The organism is Streptomyces sp. NBC_00353 (genome assembly GCF_036108815.1).
In the GTDB taxonomy this organism is placed as follows: Bacteria; Actinomycetota; Actinomycetes; order Streptomycetales; family Streptomycetaceae; genus Streptomyces.
Window position 1 is genome coordinate 9,390,823 of sequence record NZ_CP107985.1, and the last position, 20,999, is coordinate 9,411,821.

The window sequence follows — 20,999 nt, forward strand, 5'->3', positions numbered from 1 at the left end:
ACCGGCCGCTCACTCCACCATTGTGTGCGTATGAGTGCACGCATGCACCTATCGGGTGCGCATGGCCCCCAAGCGCGCAACGAGGGCGAGCGGTTCACCGTGGCCGCGGAGGTCTTGGGACTGCTGGCCGACCGCACTCGCCTGGCCCTCCTGGAGCACCTTGCCGAGGAGGAGGCGGATGTGACGACGCTCGCAGAGGCGTGCGGGGTGGCGAGGCCGTCGGCGAGCCAGCACCTGGCCCGGCTGCGTCTGGCCGGGCTGGTTACTACCCGCAAGGAAGGACGTCGGGTGATCTACGCGCTGCGGCACGGACACCTCAAGCGCCTGGTCGACGAGGCCCTCGGCGTCGCCGACCACCAGCTCGGCAACCTCCCGCCCCACGACTGACCCGCCTTCGGCTGATCAGAGGGTCAGTGCCATCAAGATCTTGTCGCGGTCGTCGCCTGGGCCGGCCGCAGCGCGCCGGGCCGCCGGTCGATCTCCTTCCAGCCGAGCCGACCGTAGAAGTCTTAAAGGCCCATGCCCACGCCCGCGCGTGCGGCCCGGCGCAGCTGCTGCAGGCCCCCAGCAATCACTGCGAGCCGAATGGAGGACGCCCCGTCCACTCGGGCGACACCGTGCCGGCGGGGATCGGTGACAACGGTCGGGGTCCGCTGTCACGGGACGGCTGCCGCATGCGGATTGTGACGACTCGTCCGCGCTCTGGCGGCCTGTGCTTGGGCAGTGTCCGACGGGTCCTGTGATTGGGGTGCCTTGGGTCGTTCCGGCCCGTGGGGTGGATGCAGGTCATCCGAATTCGCCTCTGACGCACGTAGGCTGCCCACACTGACTATTCGTCATGAAAGGAATGAATATGGCCTCTCGTCTGAACCCGTACATCAGCTTCTCCGGTGACGCGAAACAAGCCATGGAGTTCTACAAAGAGGTCTTCGGCGGCAACCTGGCCGTCCACACCTATGGCGGCTTCGGCTCCGAGGCACCTCCCGGATACGCCGACAAGATCATGCACGGCATGCTCGAGACCGACAGGGGATTCACGCTGATGGGCGCCGACAATCCGCCCGGGACGGAACACAAACCCGGGAACAACATCGCGGTGAGCCTGAGCGGCGACGACGCGGACGAACTGCGTGGCTACTGGGACAAGCTGTCCGACGGCGGCACAGTGTCCGTCCCCCTGGAGAAGCAGATGTGGGGCGACGTGTTCGGCATGTGCGCGGACAAGTTCGGTATCACGTGGATGGTCAACGTCAGCGAACAGCAGACCTGATCCGATGTCGACGCGTCGGCGCCCCCGTGGGTCGCCGACGCGTCTCCGTGTCCCCTCCGGCCGGGGCGCATTCGGCGAGTCCGTCCTCCGAACCATTGAGCAGGCCCTGGTTGTGTTGTCCGGAGAGGTTGGTGACGCGGCTGGATGGGGTCTGACCACCGATTCCGGCGTGTCGCGCGCCGGGCTTTGCCGCAGCGGCATGGCGGTTCCGGAGATCTCAGCCTCTTTGGCAGGCGAATGCGCCGTGCAACTTGGGCAAGTCATCGGCGCTGTTGGCCAGTCCGAGTTCATCCTCATCGTTCCGGCGCTGGAAGATGCCGCCCCTGGGGACTGCTCAGCGAGATCCACTTCTGGACCCTGTTCATCGGCTTCCACACCACCTTCCTTCATCGGCGCTCTCGTTGGCGTACTGGGTTCCCTCCCTTTGAGCGCTGGCCATCTCGTCTCTGCGGGTAGGCGGTCGGTTTCGGAGACGGGTCCTGGCGCCGTGAGTCAGGCGCCGTCGTCGTCAGCGGGCTGTTCGGCCCATGCGGAGGCGATCGTCTCCGGGGCGGTGGAGGGAGGCAGGCCCGCGAGTGCCTGCAGCTGGCTGGGTCGGTAGGGGGTTGGGCCGTGCCACTCCACGAGCATCACGGTGGCGTCGTCGTTGAGGCGGCCGCTGTGGTGATCCAGGTGGTGCCCGATCAGCCGGCGCAGCGTTTCCGGGACGGGGAGGTCGTCGGCGTGGTGACGAATGAGGAAGTCGGTCAGGCCGTTGAGGCCGAATTCCTGACCTTCTCGGTTGCGCGCTTCGGTGATGCCGTCGGTGTAGAGCAGCAGGCGGTCCCTGGGTTCCAGCTGGACGCGGCGTAGGGTGCCGGGCCGGTCCAGCCCGGTTCCCATGGGGGGAGCGGGCGGGCAGGACAGGTGCACGAGGGTACGGTTGCCGCGGATGACGACCGGGGGGTGGTGGCCGTAGTTCGTCCAGGTCAGTACGCCGGTGGCCAGGTGAAGGTCGGCCAAGATCCCCGTGACGTAGCGGCTGCCCGCAAATTGCTCGGTCAGGGCCTCACCGACGCCTTCCGCTGTCTGCAGAAGGTCAGAGCCCTGGCGGCGGTGATTGCGAGCGGCCGCCAACGCGAGGTTCGCGGTCAATCCGGCGGCGGTGTCGTGTCCCATGGCGTCGAAGACAGACAGATGCACGGTCTCCCCGGTCAGGGCGTAGTCGAAGGCATCTCCGCTGACCTGGTAGGCCGGTTCCATAATCGCGCTGATCAAAACGCGGTCGGTGGCGAAAGTTCGCGGCGGCATCAGCTGCCATTCCATCTCGGCGGATACTTCCATCCTCCGGCGGCGGACCAACTGGGAGTACGAGTCGCTCGTGTCACGCTTGCTCACCAGAAGGAGGGCGATCAATCCGGCGAGCCTGTTCAGATCCTCATCCGCCTCGACCTGTGCGCCCGGCACGCCGACCCGGAGCACCCCCAGACGCTCGGTGCCGTCCAGCAGCGGGACCCACCACTGGCCCTTCGCAGAAGCCGAGGCCGGAAAGGCCTTCCCCAGTTGGAAGGCCCGCCCCGCCACGGTCCCTTCAACGGACAACTCATCCGGTACGTCGGCGCCACCGGGGCTGACGTGAACGTTGCCGGCCAGCAGGTACAGCCGAACCTGTTGCAGATCTGCCAGATAGATCAGCACCTGAGGCCAGCCCACCCCGGCAGCGTGCGATGCCACCGTGCCGGGCAGCTGCTCCAAAGTCATCAGATGACTCGCAGCGATCAGCTCCGTCAGCACCCGTGCACGCGCCGCTTCCGCGCTGTCCATCGACGAATACCCTTCTCAACGGCAGAGAGCGCCGCGCTACTGACGGCGCCACACTGACCGGGGCGCCGTCACTCCGGTCAACAGGAGAACGACGAATCCAGTTTCTTGAAAGAGCCGTGACCATCTCCGTCCTAGTCGGTCGACCCGGTGAATAGACAGCAGGTTCGTAACCGCACGGCATCGTTTGCGGTCCAGGGGCCAGGGGAGTGGCAGATCAGCAGAAGGTTCTTTCCGTGCTCGTATACGCGTGCCTTCCCGTCATCCCCGGCGGCGTAGAGACGCGAGTCATGTTCCAGTCATCCCTCTTCGGCCAACCCGAGCGGCTGGCAATACGGCATGGCGCGCGACGGGCTTTTGTCACAGTTTGTGACGATGGTACTGCCCGGCCGTCAGCTCACAGGGGACGAACGCGCCGTCCGGGCCGCCTGCCTCCATGTCCCCACCGAGGCCGCCTTCGCCTTCACCTTCACCGCCCAGATCTGCGACGCTGAGCCGCTCACCGGCGGGAATTCGTGGACCTCGCCGCCCGCACCGGCGGCCCTCCGGCCACCGCACGCTGGGACACCGGAGCCGTCCTCGCCCACCTCGCCGGCCTCCTCGACCGCGTCCTTGCCCAGCTCCCCTTCGGCTACGCCCTGCTGCTGTGCGGCCGCGCAGAACTCGTCCGAGCCGTATGACCTGCCCAGACCGTCATCGGCCGACCACCGCGCCGGGCAACGCGAAGCTCGTCCAGGCCCTCGACCATCGTCACCTTCAGTGGCTGGGCGCACTGGAGCCCTCTCCGCCGACGCCACCAGCGCCTGGGTGCCCCTCGCCGCGCTCACCCCGTGCAGACGCGTCAGCGCCCCGGCGCGGCCCAAGTGTCGCCCGTGCGCCGGGCGGTTTCAGCCAGTGGCCGGGCACGCCGTGACCGCCGGAGCCCGGCGATCGCCTCTGTGCTGCGATGGCGTGAGGGCCGCCAGGTCGCGACAAGGACCGATCCCGGCAGCAGTTCTCCTCGCGTTCTCCAACCAAGTATCAGACTTGCTGTCGCAACCACGAGTCGAGAGCCGCATAGTCGCTATCGACCAGGCCATGGCGGGGATCGACACGATGGAGCAGGGCGTGTCCCTGGTGGTGGGCAGCAACCCATGCCCGATCGATGTCGGTGACCTCGTCGTCGACCCAGGCGAATGGGCGCCCCGCAGCCCATTCGACAAGTGCACGGGTCTTCCAGTGCAGTCCGTTCCGCTCGTCCTGGTCATCGATGTGGGACGGCTCCGGCCAGACCACCACTGCCAACTGCGGCAGACCGATGCGGGGGGCGATGCACTCGTTTGCGTCAGCCATCCATGTCGTCGCCCAGACCACCTCGCACGGGAGCGCCGCCAGCCGGGGGCCGTGCTCCGGATTGATCCTGGTCAGGAGCGGATTCGCGACGGCGCCCAGCGGTTCAGGACCCGTCGCACAGGTCGGATACAGCTGGGACACCGCGCCGAATGGGATGAGTGGTCCATCGACATCGAGAAACAGCAGCGAACGCTGCACAGGGCCGGTCACGGGAGAACGATATGCCCCACCCTCCTGACCTGCGAAGAGGTACTTGCGTGGAAGTCGTGAGACCGTCCTACGCGCGCGGGGGCCGGTTTCGCAATCCCCTGTTCGGCCTGAGCCCGGCCGCCCTCAACGCGTCAGGTGTAGGGGTGGACCCCGGTCTCATGGGCGGCCGGTCAGTTACAGCGGCGGCGTAGATGATCTTCGTGGTGCCGCCCAGGCCGGCCAGCAGGGCGGCGCTCGCCGTCCCGTCCTCGATGGCGGAGCGCAACGCGGGGATGATCTGGATCCCAGCAGTGCGCCGGCCACGGCTGTGCCCTGTGCTCGGGCGAGCCGGATGGGGGTGTTGGAGGGTCCGGGCCGGCCGGTGTGCAGCCGGTCGGCGGACAGTCGCGCGGGCCCCGCGCCTTTCCCAGGTGTTCGTTTGGCCATGGACAATTCGTCCGGACGCAAACGGCTGCGATGAGGCCGCACCGACCGAACCCAGGGTTCCATGTCTGAGGCATCTTCTGCCGGCTTCCCGCGTACCGGAGGTTTCCACGACTAGCCTCCGCAGCATGTTGTGTATCGCCGACGCCCGCACCGGCCGCCTCGTGGAGATTCCCTCCGCGCATCGCCACCTCCTGCGCATCTGCGTCCATCTGCCGGTCATCGACAACGGGATCGGCGCGGTGCACCTGCGTGTGCTGCTGCTCGGCGACGTACTGGCGCGCACCGCTGAGCTGCACGGCCTGCAGGCCCTGACGGTACTCACCGCGCCGGACCTGCCGCAGGAGCAAGTTCAGGCGCTCGACCGGGTCATGGCCGTACTCGGCATCCACCCGCCCGCCACCGTCCGCGCTCACGACCCGAGTGAGACACTGAGCGCCGCTGCCGACGTGCACGTGCTCACGCACGGTGCCGACCAGCAGGACAGCGTCGGCGGGGTACGGATCGACGTGGGCCAGGTCGGCACAGCGCCCCCGGACGAGGGCGGCCCAGGCTCGCCGGACGCAGCCGCCCCAGAGGGAACCGATCCGCTGGCTGTCAGGATGCTGTTGCTCGGCCATGCCTACCGCACACCAGTCATGGTCACCGGTGCCGCGCTCGTCGAGGCCCGGCGGACGCTGCGGCACTGGCGGCAACTGGTGGCCGATTGGGCGCAGGAGCCATCCAGGTCGATCCCTGCCGACCTGCTGCGACAGGCTCATGCCGCGCTCGCCGACAACCTTGGCGTCCCCGCCGTCCTGGACATGCTGCGCAGCGTGGAGAAGGACGCGAACGTGCCGGCCGGTGCCAAGTTCGAGACGTTCGCCCATCTCGATCGCGTCCTCGGGCTGGACCTCGCGCGCGAGGTCGGCCACCAGCACCAGGAGACACGATGACCTCGGGCGACTCCCGACGCCTGGTCGTGCTGCGACATGCCAAATCCGCCTGGCCCGACGACGTGGCCGATCACGAGCGGCCTCTCGCCCCGCGCGGCCGTCGTGACGCCCCGGCGGCCGGCCGCTGGCTGCGCGAGGCCGACTGCGTTCCCGACCTCGTCGTGTGCTCCACCGCCAGCCGTACCCGCCAGACATGGGACCTCGTCTCGGACGAGCTCGACGCCACCACGCCGGTGACCCACGACGCACGCCTCTACCAGGCGAGCGCCGGGGAGTTGCTCGGCGTCGTCCGGGACATCCCGGTGCAGGTACGGACGCTGATGCTGGTCGGGCACAACCCCGGCGTGCAGGACCTGGTCCTGATGCTCGCCGGTGAGGCGGACGGCTACGCCCTGGAGCAGACGCGTACGAAGTTCCCCACGTCCGCGATCGCCGTGCTGTACCTGCTCGGCCCCTGGTCGGACCTGGAACCGGGTGTTGCCCGGCTGACCGAGATGGTCGTGCCCCGCGGCGCGAAGCCATGACGGGCGCCCTGATCATCGGGTGACCTGTCTCAGCGAGTATGGGTCTCTTCTGTTCGTGACGGTGGTCGCGGCGACGGGTTGACCGAGATGTACCGTCGAACGCTCCCTGAAACCGAACTGCGCCAGGTTCGCAGGGCGGCCGGCCAGCGCGAGCCGGCGAGGTCCCGACGTTGTTCCAGGCAGTGCCCTGGCCGGCGGCGTCGCTGGTTTCCGCGCAGGCCGCCAGCTCCCGCAGATGTGCCGATTGCGTCCTACGAGGGCCGTGATGCGGCCGCTGGGCAAGGTGAACTCGCAGTCTCACAGGTCCTGTCGCCCCGCGTCCGGTACCGGAATCCGAGTCCCGTGGCGCGCAGCGCGGCCGGCGCGTCAGGCTCGGCCACGCGTCCTCCCTTCCGCTCCCGGTTGCCCGCGGCATGGGTGCCTTCGTCATTGGCGTAGGCGTCGAGGGCCACTGTGCAGAACTCAGCTCCTCACGCTCCGAGGCATATACACACCACGTATACATGGCATGTATACGCGGCGTGTATAGTCCTGTGCATGTCCATAGGTCACACCCTCCTGGGACTCCTGGAGTCCGGACCGCGCCATGGTCGCGACCTGAAGCGGGTCCTCGACGAGAAGTTCGGTCACGGCCGGCCCCCGCGCTGCGGTCAGGGCTACTCGACGATGTCCCGCCTGCTGAAGAACGGTCTCAGCGTCGTCGACGGCGCCGGGGCGGGCGGCGGCCCCGAGCGGCAGCGTTACGCGATCACCGACGCCCGCATCACCGACGTACCGCAGTGGCTCGCCACGCCGGATAAGCCCGAGCCGTACATTCGGTCGACCACCCACCTTGGCGCCGCCGACGTCCTCGACACCCGGTGTGCGGAGCACCTGCGCAGCATGCGAGCCCGCACCGAGCACAAGCGCGGGGGCGAGCCGGCCGACCAACTCACCTGCGACCACGCCCTGTTCCACCTGGATGCCGAGCTGGGCCGGCTGGAACTCACCGCGGCCCGCCGCGACGGGCTCCGCGAGGAGGCGGCCCGATGACCGCTCCCACCGGCTCCCGACTCGGCGCCGAGGGGCTGCGCAAGGCCTATGGCTCGCCCTTCGCCCGCGACGGCGGCGACTTCCCCATCCACCCCGGCAAGGTCATGGTGGGCGCCCACGAGGCACAGGTGGCCGCCCAATCCGACCGCGAGATCGTCGTATGCGACGGCCGATTCCGGGACAGTGGGCGCGTCGCATGAGTCTGCGCCATGGAACAGGACTGCAGGTCCAGGACCGCAGTCAGTCGAGTGGGTCCATCGACCCGAGTCGACCGCAGGGAGGGCAGACGCGCCTGGCCGCAATAGACGGGCTCCGTCTGGTGGCAGCGCTGATGGTGGCTGGGTATCACTATCTGGGGACGCCCACCCCGCACTTCTGGGGAGAGATCGAGCTCAGCGATCTTGCCCCGTTCCTGCATGAGATCAGCCGCTACGGCTGGCTCGGCGTCGAGTTCTTCTTCATCATCAGCGGATTCGTCATCTGCATGAGTTGCTGGGGGCGGACTTCCGCACAGTTCACCGTCTCCCGCATCTCACGGCTCTTCCCGGCCTACTGGTGCACGGTTCTCCTGGTTGTCGTGCTCGTCCTGGCCGCACGGATAGGTCATTGGCCTGCCGCCACACGCATCGACCCTCGTACAGTCCTGGGAAACCTGACGATGGTTCCGGGGCCACTGGGGCTTGAACTGGTCAGCGGAGTCAGCTGGACACTCTGGGTGGAGGCTCGCTTCTACCTGCTGATGGCCGTGCTGCTCATCTCCGGGCTGTCATATCGGCGGATGGTGGCTTTCTGTGGAGCCTGGCTCCTGGCCGGTGTCATCGCCCTTGAAGTTCACTCGCCACTGCTCAACGAATTCGTACTGAGCCGATACACCGGCCTCTTCGTCGCCGGGATCGTGCTCCACCTCATGCGCAGGTTCGGACAGAACCTCCTGTTGTGGCTTCTGCTGGGTTTCGCCTGGTGCTACGAACTCACCGTGCTCGAATTCCGGGTGGCCGACCATGTCACCACGTCCAGCAGTGAGGGCCGGCCCTCCTGGGCCGTGTGCGCGACCATACTCACACTCTGTCTCGGGCTGCTGGCGCTGGCCGGTGTCGGACCGTTGGCTGGACTGCAATGGCGTTGGCTGGTCACCGCCGGGGGGCTCACTTACCCCTTCTACCTCGTACACCAAAGCATCGGAATTCCCTTGGCCAAGGGCTTGATCAAGGCCGTTCCGGGGCTGGGGCTTTTGCCTTCGATGGCGGTGTCCGTCATCTGCATGCTGGGTCTGGCCGCGCTCATCTACAAAAGGGTGGAGCATCGGTTCGGACGCCTGCTGAGGCATCGCCTGACACTTGACGTGCACCTGCAAGACCTCGCTCCTGGGCAGGGGTTCACCGCACGCGGTAGCGCGAGGTGAGACCACTCAGAAGCGATCCGCTCACCGCTCAAGAGGCTTGCTCAGTCGTACAAGGTTCCTGTTCGGGTGGTCCCGCGGTGGTCGGCGCATAACGGCAGGGCCTCTTGGCAGCTCGGGGGCGAACCTGCCCAAGGACTTCCAGCCGTTCAAACGGGTGCATGCCTCATCGCGACCCAGCTCGTACAGGACAGCTCGGAGATTCACGAAGGCGCTTTCAAATCTGAGAGAAGGGCCCCGCTGTCTGCCGATCGGAGGGCGATGCGTCGCGCCAGGCGGTGGTTACCCGGCATGCCCATCCCGTCGCTTCTGCGTAATTCAGCAGCATCCCTCTCTCCATGGCCACCACGGAACACACGGGCTGAAGAACAACCTGAGCGCCGTGAAGGTCATCAATCACCAATTGCAGCAACAACTCGATCCAGGGAAAGGTCTCCCATGCACCTCAATGCGCGAATACGACGGCCTCGAATACTCATCGCCGTCGCAACAGCCGTGGTTGCCGTTCTGGCAGTCGCGCTGATTCTGGCCCTGACGGTCACGACCTACGATCACACTTCGCCGCGCGCCGCCCGCGGCAAGGCATCGGGATCGGTGGCCGGGAACGTCGACTGCCGCAAGGCGAAGTGTGTGGCCCTCACCTTCGACGGCGGTCCCAGCCTGACGACCCCCAGGCTGCTGGACATCCTGAAGCAGGAGGATTTGCACGCGACGTTCTTCGTGCAGGGCAAGGGCCACATCGCGAAGTACCCCGAGATCCTGCGCCGCATCTCGGAAGAGGGGCACGAAATCGGCAATCACACCTGGAATCATGAGGACTTGACGGACATCGACGTGGACGACGCCCGTCAGGAGCTGACCCGGACACAAGGCGCCATCGAGAAGATCACCGGTACCAGGCCCATCCTGATGCGCCCGCCGGAGGGCCGCACCAACCGCACGGTGGCCAAGGTCTGCCAGGACTTGGGGCTGGCGCAGGTGCTGTGGAGTGTCACGGCCAAGGACTACGAGACGACCGACTCGGCCCTGATCACCAAGCGGGTGCTCGACCAGACTCACCGCGACGGCATCATCCTGCTGCACGACCTGCACAAAGGGACCGTGCCTGCCGTCCCAGGAATCATCAAGGCGCTCAAGCAGCGCGGCTACACCATCGTCACGGTGTCGCAACTGCTCGCCCCTGCCAAGCCCCAGCCGGGGATGGTCTACCGGCCCTGAACAATCGCAACGGATCCGCGCCTCAGGCGCGATGTACACGGCCCGGGGCTGAACGCCTACTTGGCCAGACGGGCCAACTAAGGGTTGTCCCGCAATCCCGGGCGGGCGGACGGACGACGAGAGCTGCCTCGCTGCGTTGTCGGAACACCCGAATACGCCCAGTATGAGGACGCCCCTCCGCCTTGCGATGCACCGCATCTGACGCCGCGCGCTGATCCATCAGGGAGTAAGGGGACAGCCCTTGGAGTGCTCAGTCACAGGGATGTCGCTGAGCACTTCAGTCGGCACTTGAGCAGCCCAGCAGGCAGCCCGTGCCGAAGGCCCTTACCCCCACCCGAGATACACCGACAATAAAATCTGTCTTGACAAAATTTTTTGTCGGTTGGATTCTGGAGTGGTGCTGGACGTAGCTGTGATCGAAGAACCCGCCGCGGCCGAGGCGTCCCTGGACCCGATACGGTCCCGGATCCTTGCCGCCCTGGCCGAGCCCGGCTCGGCCGCCATGCTGGCCGTCCGCCTGGGGCTGCCCCGGCAGAAGGTCAACTACCACCTGAAGGAGCTGGAGCGTCACCGGCTGGTCGAGCTCGCCGAGGAACGACGCAAGGGCAACGTCACAGAGCGGGTGTACCGCGCGACCGCCGCCTCCTACGTGATCTCCCCCAGCGCTCTGGCCGCCGTCAGCCCGGACCCCTCCCGCTCTCCCGACCAGCTCTCCGCCCGCTGGCTGCTGGCGCTGGGTGCCCGTCTGGTGCAGGAGGTCGGGACGCTGCTGAGCGGTGCCGCCCGAGCCCGGCGGCGGGTCGCCACTTTCGGCATCGACGCCGAGGTGCGATTCGCCTCCGCGACCGACCGGATGGCCTTCGCCGACGAGCTGGCCCAGTCGGTGGCGGCCCTCGTCGGCCGCTACCACGACGAGTCCGCCCCAGGAGGCCGGACCCACCGCGTGATCGTCGGGCTCCACCAGATCCCCGCGCCGCAGCCCGGCCCTCCGGTGAGCACGGCCGGCCCGCGGCAGGAGGCCGGGGGAACGAACCAGACCGAATCCGAAGCAGGACAGGAAGACCGACCATGACGCACCCGTTCGAGATTGAGCTGGAGACGACCCTGCCGGCGAGCCCGGAAGAGGTCTGGGAGGCGATCGCGACAGGACCGGGGATCGACTCCTGGTTCATGGGCCGCAACGAAGTGGAGGCGCGCGAGGGCGGCGTCGCCGCCATGGACACCGGGGGCCACCGGGAAGAGGCGGTGATCACCGCCTATGAGCCCGGCAAGCGCTTCGCGACCCGCACGTCCACCGGCGAGGACGGCCGGTTCATGGCCTTCGAGTACCTGATCGAGGGACGGGGCCGCGGCAGCACCGTGCTCCGCGTCGTCCACAGCGGCCTGCTCGGTGACGACTGGCAGGACGAGTACGACGCCCTGCGCCGCGGCTGGCCTTTCCACCTCCACACGCTCCACGAGTACCTGGCGCACTTCCCGGGACGCGCCGGGGTCCCCGTCTTCGCCGTGGCACCGGCGGGCGGGAAGTCGCCGCAGGAGGTCCGGGCGGCACTCGTTCGTGGGCTGTCACTGCCGACGCCGGTCGACGTGGGTGCGCGGGTGCACGCCGAGCCGGCCGGTCTGGCGCCGCTGGACGGCGAAGTGGTCTGGGCGGACGAGGAGCGTACCGAGGTCCGTACCGCCGACGGGATCTACACCTTCCACCACGGCTCCGGCGTGGCGCTGATGTTCCATCACCTGTTCGGGCCGGATACGGAGCGGGCTGAGGCAGCCTGGCAGCAGTGGCTGACCGGACTCCTCGCCTGACATCCGTATGCCCGGACCCGGGGACCGGGCCGCCCGTTCGGCGGGAGCGCAGATCCCGACAGCGACGGAACAGCCGCAAGCAATCGAAGATCGACACGAGACAGCAAGGAAGACTCATGCGTACCCTGATCAGCACCGCCTTCATCTCGCTCGACGGCGTCGTGGAGGCCCCGGGTGGCGAGCCCGGTTACCGCAACTCGGGATGGACCTTCAAGGACGTCGAGTTCGTCCCCGATGCATTTGAGATCAAGGGGCGGGAGCAGAAGGAAGCCACCGCGATCCTGATGGGCCGGGTCAGCTACGAGGCGTTCAGCCCGGTGTGGCCGGGCATGGAGGAGTTCGCCGACTACAAGGCGATGCCGAAGTACGTCGTCTCCACCACTCTCACCGACGACGACCTGGTCTCGAACTGGGGTGAGACCACGATCCTGCGCTCAGTCGAGGAGGTCGCCGCCCTGAAGGAGACCGAGGGCGGCCCGATCATCATGCACGGCAGCGCCTCGCTGAACCACAGCCTCTCGGACGCAGGCCTGATCGACCGCTACCACCTGGTCGTCTATCCGCTGCTGCTCGGCGCGGGCAAGCGGTTGTTCAGCACTACGGACAAGGACGCGCAGAAGCTGAAGCTGGTCGAACACGAGACGTACCCCAACGGCCTCCAGAAGAACGTCCTCGACGTCATCCGCTGACCAAGCCCTGGCACCCGGTCCCGCCGCCACCTCCTCTGACTTGGCCATTCGGTCGTCCCGCTCCCAGGTAGACACCGCCCCAAGGCGCGAGGGCCGGCCGGTTGCCCTAGTCCTCAGGGTGATCAAGCGGTAGCCGATCCGGGACAGAAGTCGCTGAGCAGCGGCCGGCGTTCGGCAGCCGGGCAGGATGGGAACTGCGGTGGTGGCAGGCGGTTGTCAGCGGTGGTCTCTCCAGTCGGCGTGGTTGTTCGTCATAACTGGGTCAGGGGGTGGTTCATCGTACTGACGGAGGCGCTTCGGGCATTCCGGTTCACGCTGGACCCGCCCCGTGTTCAGGAGGAAGTGCTGCTCCGTCAGGCGGGAGCAGCGTGTCGGGCGTTCAACCACGCGGGAGCGTATCCGCGGTTGTTCCATCGCCGTCCTCCGACATCCGCGCCTCGGCTCAAGATCCTATGAGGCGGATCTACGTCGTCGCACGTCATCCACTCTCCTGGCAACCCGGCGAACTTTCCGGCCAAAGGACTAGCTCAGCGTCTTCAGCGCGGCCGCGTCGTACGGCTTCAGCTCGTCGACCCGGCCCGCCAGGACCTTCGCCGCCCACTCCGGGTCCTGGAGCAGGGCGCGGCCGACGGCGACCAGGTCGAACTCGTCGCGCTCCAAGCGGTCGAGCAGGTTGTCGATGCTGCCGACCTCGGCGCCCTCGCCCGCGAACGCGCGGATGAAGTCGCCGTCGAGGCCGACCGAGCCGACGGTGATGGTGGGCCTGCCGGTGAGCTTCTTGGTCCAGCCCGCCAGGTTGAGGTCCGAGTCCTCGAACTCCGGGAGCCAGTAGCGGCGGGTGGAGGCGTGGAAGGCGTCGACGCCGGCCGCGGCAAGCGGGGTCAGGATCGCCTCCAGCTCCTCCGGCGTCTGGGCGAGCCTCGCGTCGTAGGCTTCCTGCTTCCACTGCGAGTAGCGGAAGATCACCGGGAAGTCGGGTGAGACGGTCTCGCGGACCGCGGCCACGATCTCGGCCGCGAACTTCGTACGGGCCACGGGGTCGCCGCCGTAGGCATCGGTACGGCGGTTCGTCCCCGCCCACAGGAACTGGTCGAGGAGGTAGCCGTGGGCGCCGTGCAGTTCTACGCCGTCGAAGCCGATGCGCTCGGCGGCTGCGGCAGCGTCGACGAAAGCGCCGATGACGTCGTCCAAATCACGCCGGGTCATCGCCCTGCCGGTGCCCTCGGTGCCGTCCACGCGGATGCCGGAAGGGCCGACGGCGGGGGCGTCGGCGTAGGGCGCATCGCCCTGCTTGCGCACCATGCCGATGTGCCACAGCTGCGGGACGATCGTGCCGCCCGCCGCGTGGACGGCCTCGGCGACCTTCGCCCATCCCGCCAGCTGCTCCTCACCGTGGAACCGCGGCACACGGTCACTCTGCCCGGCCGACTCGTGGCCGACGTAGGTCCCTTCGGTGACGATCAGGCCCACACCTGCGGCGGCGCGACGGGCGTAGTACGACCGCACGTCCTCACCGGGCACGCCGCCCGGGGAGAACATGCGCGTCATCGGCGCCATCACGATGCGGTTCGGGACAGTCAGGCCGTTCAGCGCGACGGGCCGGGACAGGATCTCGGCCGCGCGGGGGGCCGAAGTCGCAGTGACGGTCACGGAGGTGCTCCTCGTAGTACTTGACGACTTTGATGGTTGATAACTTCAAGCAACGAGAAGACGGTAAATATAAATATTTGAGATTGTCAAGTTTCCTGGGTAAAGTGACTCCCATGACAGGAACTGCCCGCGTCGACACGGCCCGGCTCATGGAGCTGCTCTCGGTGTGCCTCGGTGCCTATTACGGCGACTTCACAGTCGCGGCAGCGAGCGAGAATCTCACCGCGAGCCAGGGCAAGGCACTGACCGTGCTGCGCCGGGGCCCCGCCGCGATGCGCGCCCTGGCCCACACCCTGACCTGCGACGCCTCCAACATGACCGGGATCGTCGACAGGCTGGAGAAGCGTGGCCTGGTGCGCCGCGAGCCCAGCCCCTCCGATCGGCGCATCAAAAACGTCGTCCTCACAGCCGAGGGCGAGCGCGTCGCCGACGCGATTCGCGCGAAGATGCGCACTACGCGGGAGGGCCTGGACAGGCTCAGCGACCAGGAGCGGGACTCCTTGCACACCCTGCTGGAACGAGTTTTCATCTCCCAGCCCGCCGCCTGAACCGGATGTGTCGGCCGACCCTGTTGAGAGTCCCCGCGCTGCAGCTGAGCCAGGGGTACGCGTAACCGTCGGGGCCTGTCCGTGCCTCGGTCGCCGACGCGCGGGTGGGGCTGCGCGAGAACACCGGCCACTCGCCACCTTCCTCCTTCACCGCCGACGAGCCCCGTCGGCCGGCGCCGTCGACGAAGGCGCGTCAGTGGTGGTGACCCTGGCGGCCGAGGGTCACCACGGGGATCGCGCCGGGGCGGGTCCACTGCGGCACCGGCCGGCTGGTCGGGCCCCAGGTGGCGACGCCGTCGGCGTCCGAGCGCCAGTACCAGCAGGCCTGGCGGCCCTCGGACGGGTGCCCCTCGCGGACATCACCGATCACGGGCCGGCCCTCGGGGTTCTCCTCCCACGCCTCGCCCCGGCCGTAGGGCGTCATGTCGAGCAGGCCGAGGGACCCGTTGACCGGCTCGTTGCCACGGCCCGTCGTGGAGTAGGTGAGGAACACGCGGTCGCCGTCGCGCAGGAAACAGACGATGTGCCCCATTCCTCCGCCGACCGGCGCCTCCACGCCCCGCACCGAGTACCAGGGCTGGGTGTAACCCATGAACTCGACGTAGGAAGCCACCTCGTCCCACGGGCCCGAGGTCAGGACGGCGAACGAGACGCCCCGGGCGTTGAGGTAGACGGCGTCCTTCACGTGCCAGGCCGTGGTGGTGCAGCCCTCGCACTGCCCCTGGTGCGGCGCGCCGTCGTACCACATGTGCTTGTAGACCACGAGCTCGTCGCGACCCTGGAACAGGTCGAGGAACGGGACCGGCCCGTCAACGCCGGTGACCTCGACCGCGCCGTCGAGCTCGACCATCGGCAGCCGCCGCCGGGCCGCGGCGATGGCGTCGCCCTCACGGGTGTGCGTCTTCTCGCGGACCAGCAGCTCCTCGCGCGCCGCCTGCCAGGTGGCCAGATCGACGACTGGCGGCTTGCCGGGGAGGTTGCTGCTCGCGTTGCCGGGCTCGGTCGTCATGGTGTCCTCCGTGGTGTCTCGTGCCGGGCAGCGTCGTACGACGTCTGACGACGCTCACCAGAACAGACTCGCGTCCCGGCCGGAACTCATCGCAGCAGGGGGCGTCCTCGGCCGAGCCTGCACGGACCACGTCGGGCTGACAAGTTCACAGACGCGCCAAGGAGCCCTCCGGCCCTCCGAAGCCATGTCTGTAGGTCGGGGGCCGGCTGTCACCGGCATCGCGTTGAACGTGATGCCCAACCGCGCAGACGAACCATGCTCCTCCCGTCTCGACGGAACGCAACACCCGAGGCTCGGCTGAAACGGCGGCCACGCCAAGATTCTGCCCGTGTTCGAGAGACCGGCGCAGACCCGTTCCGCACGGCGTTGCGCGAGTCTGCCTTCAACTCGAATCGCCTGCGGCGAAGCCCTCGAGGCTTCTACGACAGGGAGTTCAACGCGAGAGCGGTCCGCACCTCGGTAAGACGATGATCCTGTGCGGATCCGGCAGCGCCGGACGATGGTGGATGGCCCGGGCGCCGCGAGGGCGGGTGCGCCCACTGGGCGCGCCGACCGTAGCTATCCGGCTCGGGCGACCCGGGCCCGGATCATGGTCGTTGCTCTCTGGTGCGGGCCGGTTTCGCCGTGTAGCGTTGTTGCCAGATGTCGTGGTTCGCAGTTCCTGCCCGCGCCCTGGCGTGGGCGTTTTGCTGTGCAGTGCGAGACCAGGGCGATCACCTCCGGGTCCGCGTGGTGCGGATCCGATATCGACTGGAAGGCACGAGCATGGCCAGCGGAACCGTCAAGTGGTTCAACTCGGAAAAGGGTTTCGGCTTCATCGCCCAGGACGGCGGTGGGCCGGACGTCTTCGCGCACTACTCCAACATCAACGCAAACGGCTTCCGTGAGCTCCAGGAAGGCCAGGCCGTGACCTTCGACGTCACCCAGGGCCAGAAGGGCCCGCAGGCGGAGAACATCACGGTCGCCTGACCAGCGACTGGACACCACGAGGCTCCCGGAGCGCAGACTCCGGGAGCCTCGTGGGGAGTCCGACACCACCTACGCCTCACCGGCTGTCAGTGGGCGTGCTTCAGTGCCATATCGGCGTCGACAAGGCCGCCTTCCACGCTGCTCCAGAACCGGGTGTGTGGACACGATGATGCCGAGTTCGAGGGTGGGAGCTTTGAGGCGGGCGATCGGCTGAGTGCGCGTGCTCATGCGCACCCTGCGACCGGCCCGGCAAGGTGTGGCCTTGACGTACTTACTCCCCGAACCTCCGCTTCGACGCAGGTGGCCCTGGTCGAGCAACACGTCTCTGCCTCGGACGTTGCCACTGGCTGTGGGCCGTTCATTGTCGAGGCCCCCGTTTGTATGGAAGAGCTTCGGTGACGGCATGCAACTCGTCGCAGCCGGAACGCTGACCTTGCTGCTGGTGCTCTCGCAGCACGAATACGACCGCACCCACCCGGGCCCTGCGCCTACCCCGAACGTCGGTGACTCGCCCTGCTACAGCGGCAGCTGGACCTGCCGATGAGTCGCTGAGCCCCGCCGACTCGGATGCGCACTCGCCAACTGAGGCAAGGAGTAGTCCATGTGGCGGGTGGGCACTTGAGGCGGCGAGGTGAGTGCCCCGGTGGTTGCTGCCGAGCGCCATCGAGGCCTTGAGCGGAAGCCGACGTGGGCAGCGCGACCTGTCGAGGTGACCGGCCGAGCGACGCCCGGTGTCAGAGACGGACGGTCATCTCCACGGCCACGTCGTCACCTGCCGAGAGACCCTGTGGCTTGCGTACAGCCTTCCTGAGTGGCAGCAGATAGCCGCCGTCTTTGGGGAAGAGCGACGTCGTGAAAGTGACCTCGCCGATGCGGGCCTCGACAGGGATCACGCCCCAGCCGTACGTCGCCATGACAGCCACCTCGCGGACGTCGGCGGACTGTTCCTCGGGCACGGTGGCGAAGTAGAACGGTGAAGGCCCACGCCATTCGATCACGTGTCCGGTGAACACGACTCTCATCACGTCGGTCCGTTCATCAGGAGGGCCAGATCCTGGTCAGCGTACATGCAGCTACCTGGAGTTACTTATGACGGATGCTCCGGCAACGCCCAATCCGCCGAGTGAAGTGCTCCGCACCTTGTCGGCGGGTTGATTCCGGTCCTCCGTACGATCGGGAGACCCAGGGGTCTGGGTCCGGCTGAAAGTGCTCACGCCGGTTGGCCGGGGCTGCGCGACGGGGCCTGATGGTTGCGCAGGGACGCCCGCCATCCCAGTTCAGCGGGCACCTCTCTGGGGGCCAGGCCCGCGCAGCCCGTCATCGTCCGGTAGATCGGGCCTCAAGGGGTGCGGCATGGCCCGCGTCATTATCATGGATGGACGGGGAGAGGCCAGGGATGGGCTGGTGCCGATGAGCGTACCCAACGTTTCCGAGGGCCTCGGCGCACGATTGGGAGACCCGCTGCACGGGCCGTACACGGCCACCGCGTTTGTGGACGGCAGGGGGAGGATCTCCCTGTGGAGCATGGAGGCGGAGGCGCTGCTCGGATATTCGGCGGACGAGGTCTGTGGCACGCTCGCGGCGGATCTGCTGGCCGCCCCCGAGGGCCGGGAAGCGGCGCTGGCCGCGCGTGAGCGGCATGCAGATGGGCAGGGCTGGGACGGCGTGGTGGCCATGAAGCACCACGACGGGCGTGCAGTGCGCATCGCGCTACGCGTGCGCCCGGTGCACTGCCGGGAGGGCCAGGCCGGCTGGTCGCTCAGCGCCTTCGACGCCCGGCAGGTGGGGCAGGAGGAGGTCGATCGGGCGATCCTTCAGGCGTTGTTCAGCCAGTCCCCGATCCGGATCATCGTCGTGGACAGCGAGCTGCGGTACCGATGGGTGAACGCTGCGATGGAGCGCGGGAGCGCTGTCCCCGCGGCGCGCCTCATCGGCCGGCGCATCGGTGAAGTCACACCGTGGGTAAACGTCGAGGGCATCGAGGAGGTCCTGCGCCGGGTGCGGGACACCGGCGAGCCTGTGCTCGACTTCCAGGTGCGCGGTCAAGGTCCATCGGACCCGGACCGCGAGCACGTGTGGTCCGGTTCCTCCTTCCGGCTGACCGACCCGGCCGGCCGTGTTCTGGGGATGTGCCAGATCTGCGTCGATGTCACCGAGGGCTACTGGGCCCAGCGGCGGTTGGCCCTGCTGACCGAGGCCGGGACGCGCATCGGCACCACCCTGGACGTGGTGCACACCGCGCAGGAACTGGCGGATGCAGCCGTTCCCGAGCTCGCGGACTTCGTTCTTGTCGACCTGCTGGAGGCGACGGTGCGGGGCGAGGAACCGGCTCCCGGGCCGGTGAGCGGGCAGGTATTGCTTCGCAGGTCGGGCATCAGCTCGATCCACGAGGACGCCTCAGAGGCCCTGTACGCGGTGGGGGAGGCGGTGGCCTTCCACCCGGGCACCCCCCAGGTGCGGTGCCTGGCCACCGGGCAGTCGGTTCTGGTGCGGCGGCTGGAGACCGACGAGTGGTACGCCTCCGACCCGCAAACCGCCGAGAAGGCCCGCGAGGTGGGGGCCCATTCGCTCATGGTGGTGCCGCTGCGGGCCCGCGGGATCACCCTGGGGGTGGCCGTCTTCGGCCGCAACCGGGAACCTCAGCCATACGACGAGGGGGACATGGCCCTGGCCGAGGACTTCTCGTCCCGTGCCGCAGTGTGCGTGGACAACGCCCGCCGCTACACCCGGGAGCACAACACCGCCCTGACCCTGCAGCGCAGCCTGCTGCCGCACGAGGTGCCCGACTACCCCGCCGTCGAGACGGCCCACCGCTATCTGCCCGCCGCCGCCCACGCCGGAGCCGGTGGGGACTGGTTCGACGTCCTGCCGCTGTCCGGAGCCCGCGTGGCCCTTGTCGTCGGGGACGTCACCGGCCACGGCCTGCACGCCGCGGCTGTCATGGGACGGCTGCGCACCGCCGTGTACACCCTGGCCGACCTGGACCTGGACCCCGACGAGATCCTCACCCAGCTCGACGACCTCGTCATCCGCCTTGCCCAGGAGGACCCCGACTGTGAGGGCGCCACCTGTCTGTACGCCGTCTACGACCCCATCTCCCGCGTCTGCACTTTCGCCCGCGCAGGCCATCCTCCACCCGCTCTGGTGCAGCCCGACGGTGCAGTGGAGTTCTGCGAGGACATCCCGCCCGGCCCGCCCCTGGGCCTGGGCGGCCTCCCCTTCGAAACTGCCGAGCGCAAGCTCGCCGAGGGCACGCTCCTCGCGCTGTACACGGACGGCCTCATCGAGGCCGCCGAACAGGATGCCGAAATCGGGCTCGAGCGGCTGGCCCGCACCGTGGCCGACCCCAGCCGGTCGCTGGAGCAGCTGTGCGAGTCCGTGGAGACCTCCGTGGTGCCGGAGCGCCGATCCGACGACGCGGCCCTGCTCCTGGCCCGCACCCGTGCCCTCGCGGCAGACCGGGTCGCCTCCTGGGAGCTGCCGGCCGACCCGGCCCAGGTGGCCCAGGCCCGCGATCTCACCACACGTCAGCTTGCCGACTGGGACGTGGAACCGCTCGCCTTCGCCACCGAACTCATCGTCAGTGAACTGGTCACCAACGCCATCCGGTACGCCCGCGGCCCCATCGGGCTGCGCCTCATCCACGCCGAAGCCCTCATCTGTGAGGTTTCCGACGGCAGCCTCAGTGCTCCCCACCTGCGGCGGGCGCGCGTCCACGACGAGGGCGGCCGCGGCCTGTTCCTGGTGGCTCAGCTCGCCTCCCGTTGGGGTACCCGCTACGGCCGCGACGGCAAGACCATCTGGGCCGAACAGCCTCTCTCTCCTCTCGAAGTATCGAGTGGGCTGTGAGAGGACGTTCATGTTACTGACATGCAGGTTTGGCTGTTTTACGTGTGCCTGAACCGAGTTGATAGTGGCTTTGACGCAGAACACGCTTGAGCCATGTCCCCATCCGGCATCTGTTCAACCTGCTTTGCGGAGACAGCTCCTGTTCGGTTCGAAATTGCGAGTATCGGTTACCGTCACATCGCCCGGACGAGCGATGTCCGACCCCAACTCCAGGCCGTATCAGTGCCCTCATGATGACTCAGCCGCGCCGCAAGGCCTATCCGAGGACCTGTCCGGGCCGAAGAGCATCCCTCTGGGCCGCGCCGCCGACGCATCCGAGCGAAACTGCCTGGTCTC

At 68.0% G+C, this 20,999-nt stretch carries 20 protein-coding genes and 1 pseudogene; 16 read left to right on the top strand and 5 right to left on the bottom strand.

Annotated features, from left to right (window positions below):
- The first annotated feature begins 30 nt into the window (after positions 1 to 30).
- Both OHA88_RS42240 and OHA88_RS42245 read left to right on the top strand, forming a co-directional pair.
- Entirely contained in the window at positions 31 to 387 is a 357-nt protein-coding gene (locus tag OHA88_RS42240) for an ArsR/SmtB family transcription factor (RefSeq protein ID WP_267007370.1), read from the top strand.
- A gap of 466 nt (positions 388 to 853) precedes the next feature.
- The gene (locus tag OHA88_RS42245; protein ID WP_328629495.1) at positions 854 to 1,270 is read left to right on the top strand and encodes a VOC family protein; all 417 of its coding nucleotides are present in this window, start codon (positions 854 to 856) and stop codon (positions 1,268 to 1,270) included.
- 492 nt (positions 1,271 to 1,762) lie between these two features.
- On the opposite strand, the gene OHA88_RS42250 is transcribed toward OHA88_RS42245, so the two are convergent.
- Positions 1,763 to 3,010, bottom strand: coding sequence for a PP2C family protein-serine/threonine phosphatase (locus OHA88_RS42250; RefSeq protein WP_328629948.1), 1,248 nt, complete (start codon positions 3,008 to 3,010; stop codon positions 1,763 to 1,765).
- 447 nt (positions 3,011 to 3,457) lie between these two features.
- Here OHA88_RS42250 and OHA88_RS42255 point away from each other — a divergent pair.
- Positions 3,458 to 3,750, top strand: a pseudogene (locus tag OHA88_RS42255) (DUF2267 domain-containing protein); the annotation flags it as partial.
- 340 nt (positions 3,751 to 4,090) lie between these two features.
- On the opposite strand, the gene OHA88_RS42260 reads toward OHA88_RS42255, so the two are convergent.
- Positions 4,091 to 4,612, bottom strand: a complete 522-nt coding sequence (locus tag OHA88_RS42260) for an HAD domain-containing protein (protein WP_328629496.1) — start codon at positions 4,610 to 4,612, stop codon at positions 4,091 to 4,093.
- 551 nt (positions 4,613 to 5,163) lie between these two features.
- Between OHA88_RS42260 and OHA88_RS42265 the strand changes: the two genes are divergently transcribed.
- From OHA88_RS42265 to OHA88_RS42305, 9 genes are all read left to right on the top strand, one after another.
- Complete coding sequence (locus tag OHA88_RS42265; RefSeq protein ID WP_328629497.1) at positions 5,164 to 5,970, top strand: hypothetical protein; 807 nt, start codon at positions 5,164 to 5,166, stop codon at positions 5,968 to 5,970.
- Positions 5,967 to 6,494, top strand: a complete 528-nt coding sequence (locus tag OHA88_RS42270; RefSeq protein WP_328629498.1) for a SixA phosphatase family protein — start codon at positions 5,967 to 5,969, stop codon at positions 6,492 to 6,494. Before OHA88_RS42265 ends, OHA88_RS42270 begins: the two co-directional genes overlap by 4 nt.
- Before the next feature lie 537 nt (positions 6,495 to 7,031).
- Entirely contained in the window at positions 7,032 to 7,526 is a 495-nt protein-coding gene (locus OHA88_RS42275; RefSeq protein ID WP_328629499.1) for a PadR family transcriptional regulator, read from the top strand.
- A complete protein-coding gene (locus OHA88_RS42280) occupies positions 7,523 to 7,726 on the top strand; it encodes a hypothetical protein (RefSeq protein ID WP_328629500.1) in 204 nt (67 codons plus the stop codon). Before OHA88_RS42275 ends, OHA88_RS42280 begins: the two co-directional genes overlap by 4 nt.
- Complete coding sequence (locus tag OHA88_RS42285) at positions 7,723 to 8,928, top strand: acyltransferase family protein (RefSeq protein ID WP_328629501.1); 1,206 nt, start codon at positions 7,723 to 7,725, stop codon at positions 8,926 to 8,928. Before OHA88_RS42280 ends, OHA88_RS42285 begins: the two co-directional genes overlap by 4 nt.
- A gap of 435 nt (positions 8,929 to 9,363) precedes the next feature.
- Positions 9,364 to 10,143: a polysaccharide deacetylase family protein gene (locus OHA88_RS42290; protein WP_328629502.1), complete on the top strand. Its 780-nt coding sequence runs from the start codon at positions 9,364 to 9,366 to the stop codon at positions 10,141 to 10,143.
- Positions 10,144 to 10,540: 397 nt separating this feature from the next.
- The gene (locus OHA88_RS42295; RefSeq protein WP_328629503.1) at positions 10,541 to 11,215 is read left to right on the top strand and encodes an ArsR/SmtB family transcription factor; all 675 of its coding nucleotides are present in this window, start codon (positions 10,541 to 10,543) and stop codon (positions 11,213 to 11,215) included.
- Positions 11,212 to 11,949, top strand: coding sequence for an SRPBCC family protein (locus OHA88_RS42300; protein ID WP_328629504.1), 738 nt, complete (start codon positions 11,212 to 11,214; stop codon positions 11,947 to 11,949). Before OHA88_RS42295 ends, OHA88_RS42300 begins: the two co-directional genes overlap by 4 nt.
- Before the next feature lie 116 nt (positions 11,950 to 12,065).
- Positions 12,066 to 12,638: a dihydrofolate reductase family protein gene (locus tag OHA88_RS42305; protein ID WP_328629505.1), complete on the top strand. Its 573-nt coding sequence runs from the start codon at positions 12,066 to 12,068 to the stop codon at positions 12,636 to 12,638.
- A 522-nt stretch (positions 12,639 to 13,160) separates the two neighbouring features.
- Here the strand turns inward: OHA88_RS42305 and OHA88_RS42310 are convergent.
- Positions 13,161 to 14,288: an NADH:flavin oxidoreductase gene (locus OHA88_RS42310; protein WP_328629506.1), complete on the bottom strand. Its 1,128-nt coding sequence runs from the start codon at positions 14,286 to 14,288 to the stop codon at positions 13,161 to 13,163.
- A 113-nt stretch (positions 14,289 to 14,401) separates the two neighbouring features.
- On the opposite strand from OHA88_RS42310, the gene OHA88_RS42315 reads away from it, so the two are divergent.
- Positions 14,402 to 14,836, top strand: coding sequence for a MarR family winged helix-turn-helix transcriptional regulator (locus tag OHA88_RS42315; RefSeq protein WP_328629507.1), 435 nt, complete (start codon positions 14,402 to 14,404; stop codon positions 14,834 to 14,836).
- Between the two features lie 193 nt (positions 14,837 to 15,029).
- Here OHA88_RS42315 and OHA88_RS42320 read toward each other — a convergent pair whose 3' ends face one another.
- Entirely contained in the window at positions 15,030 to 15,845 is an 816-nt protein-coding gene (locus OHA88_RS42320; RefSeq protein ID WP_328629508.1) for a DUF899 domain-containing protein, read from the bottom strand.
- 765 nt (positions 15,846 to 16,610) lie between these two features.
- Here OHA88_RS42320 and OHA88_RS42325 point away from each other — a divergent pair.
- Together OHA88_RS42325 and OHA88_RS42330 are read left to right on the top strand one after the other, a co-directional pair.
- The gene (locus tag OHA88_RS42325; protein WP_267007393.1) at positions 16,611 to 16,814 is read left to right on the top strand and encodes a cold-shock protein; all 204 of its coding nucleotides are present in this window, start codon (positions 16,611 to 16,613) and stop codon (positions 16,812 to 16,814) included.
- Between the two features lie 403 nt (positions 16,815 to 17,217).
- A complete protein-coding gene (locus tag OHA88_RS42330; RefSeq protein ID WP_328629509.1) occupies positions 17,218 to 17,358 on the top strand; it encodes a DUF6234 family protein in 141 nt (46 codons plus the stop codon).
- A gap of 190 nt (positions 17,359 to 17,548) precedes the next feature.
- Here the strand turns inward: OHA88_RS42330 and OHA88_RS42335 are convergent, their stop codons facing one another.
- The gene (locus OHA88_RS42335; RefSeq protein WP_328629510.1) at positions 17,549 to 17,836 is read right to left on the bottom strand and encodes a DUF1905 domain-containing protein; all 288 of its coding nucleotides are present in this window, start codon (positions 17,834 to 17,836) and stop codon (positions 17,549 to 17,551) included.
- A gap of 388 nt (positions 17,837 to 18,224) precedes the next feature.
- Here OHA88_RS42335 and OHA88_RS42340 point away from each other — a divergent pair, with 388 nt between their 5' ends.
- A complete protein-coding gene (locus OHA88_RS42340) occupies positions 18,225 to 20,663 on the top strand; it encodes a SpoIIE family protein phosphatase (RefSeq protein ID WP_328629511.1) in 2,439 nt (812 codons plus the stop codon).
- The last annotated feature ends 336 nt before the right edge of the window (positions 20,664 to 20,999 follow it).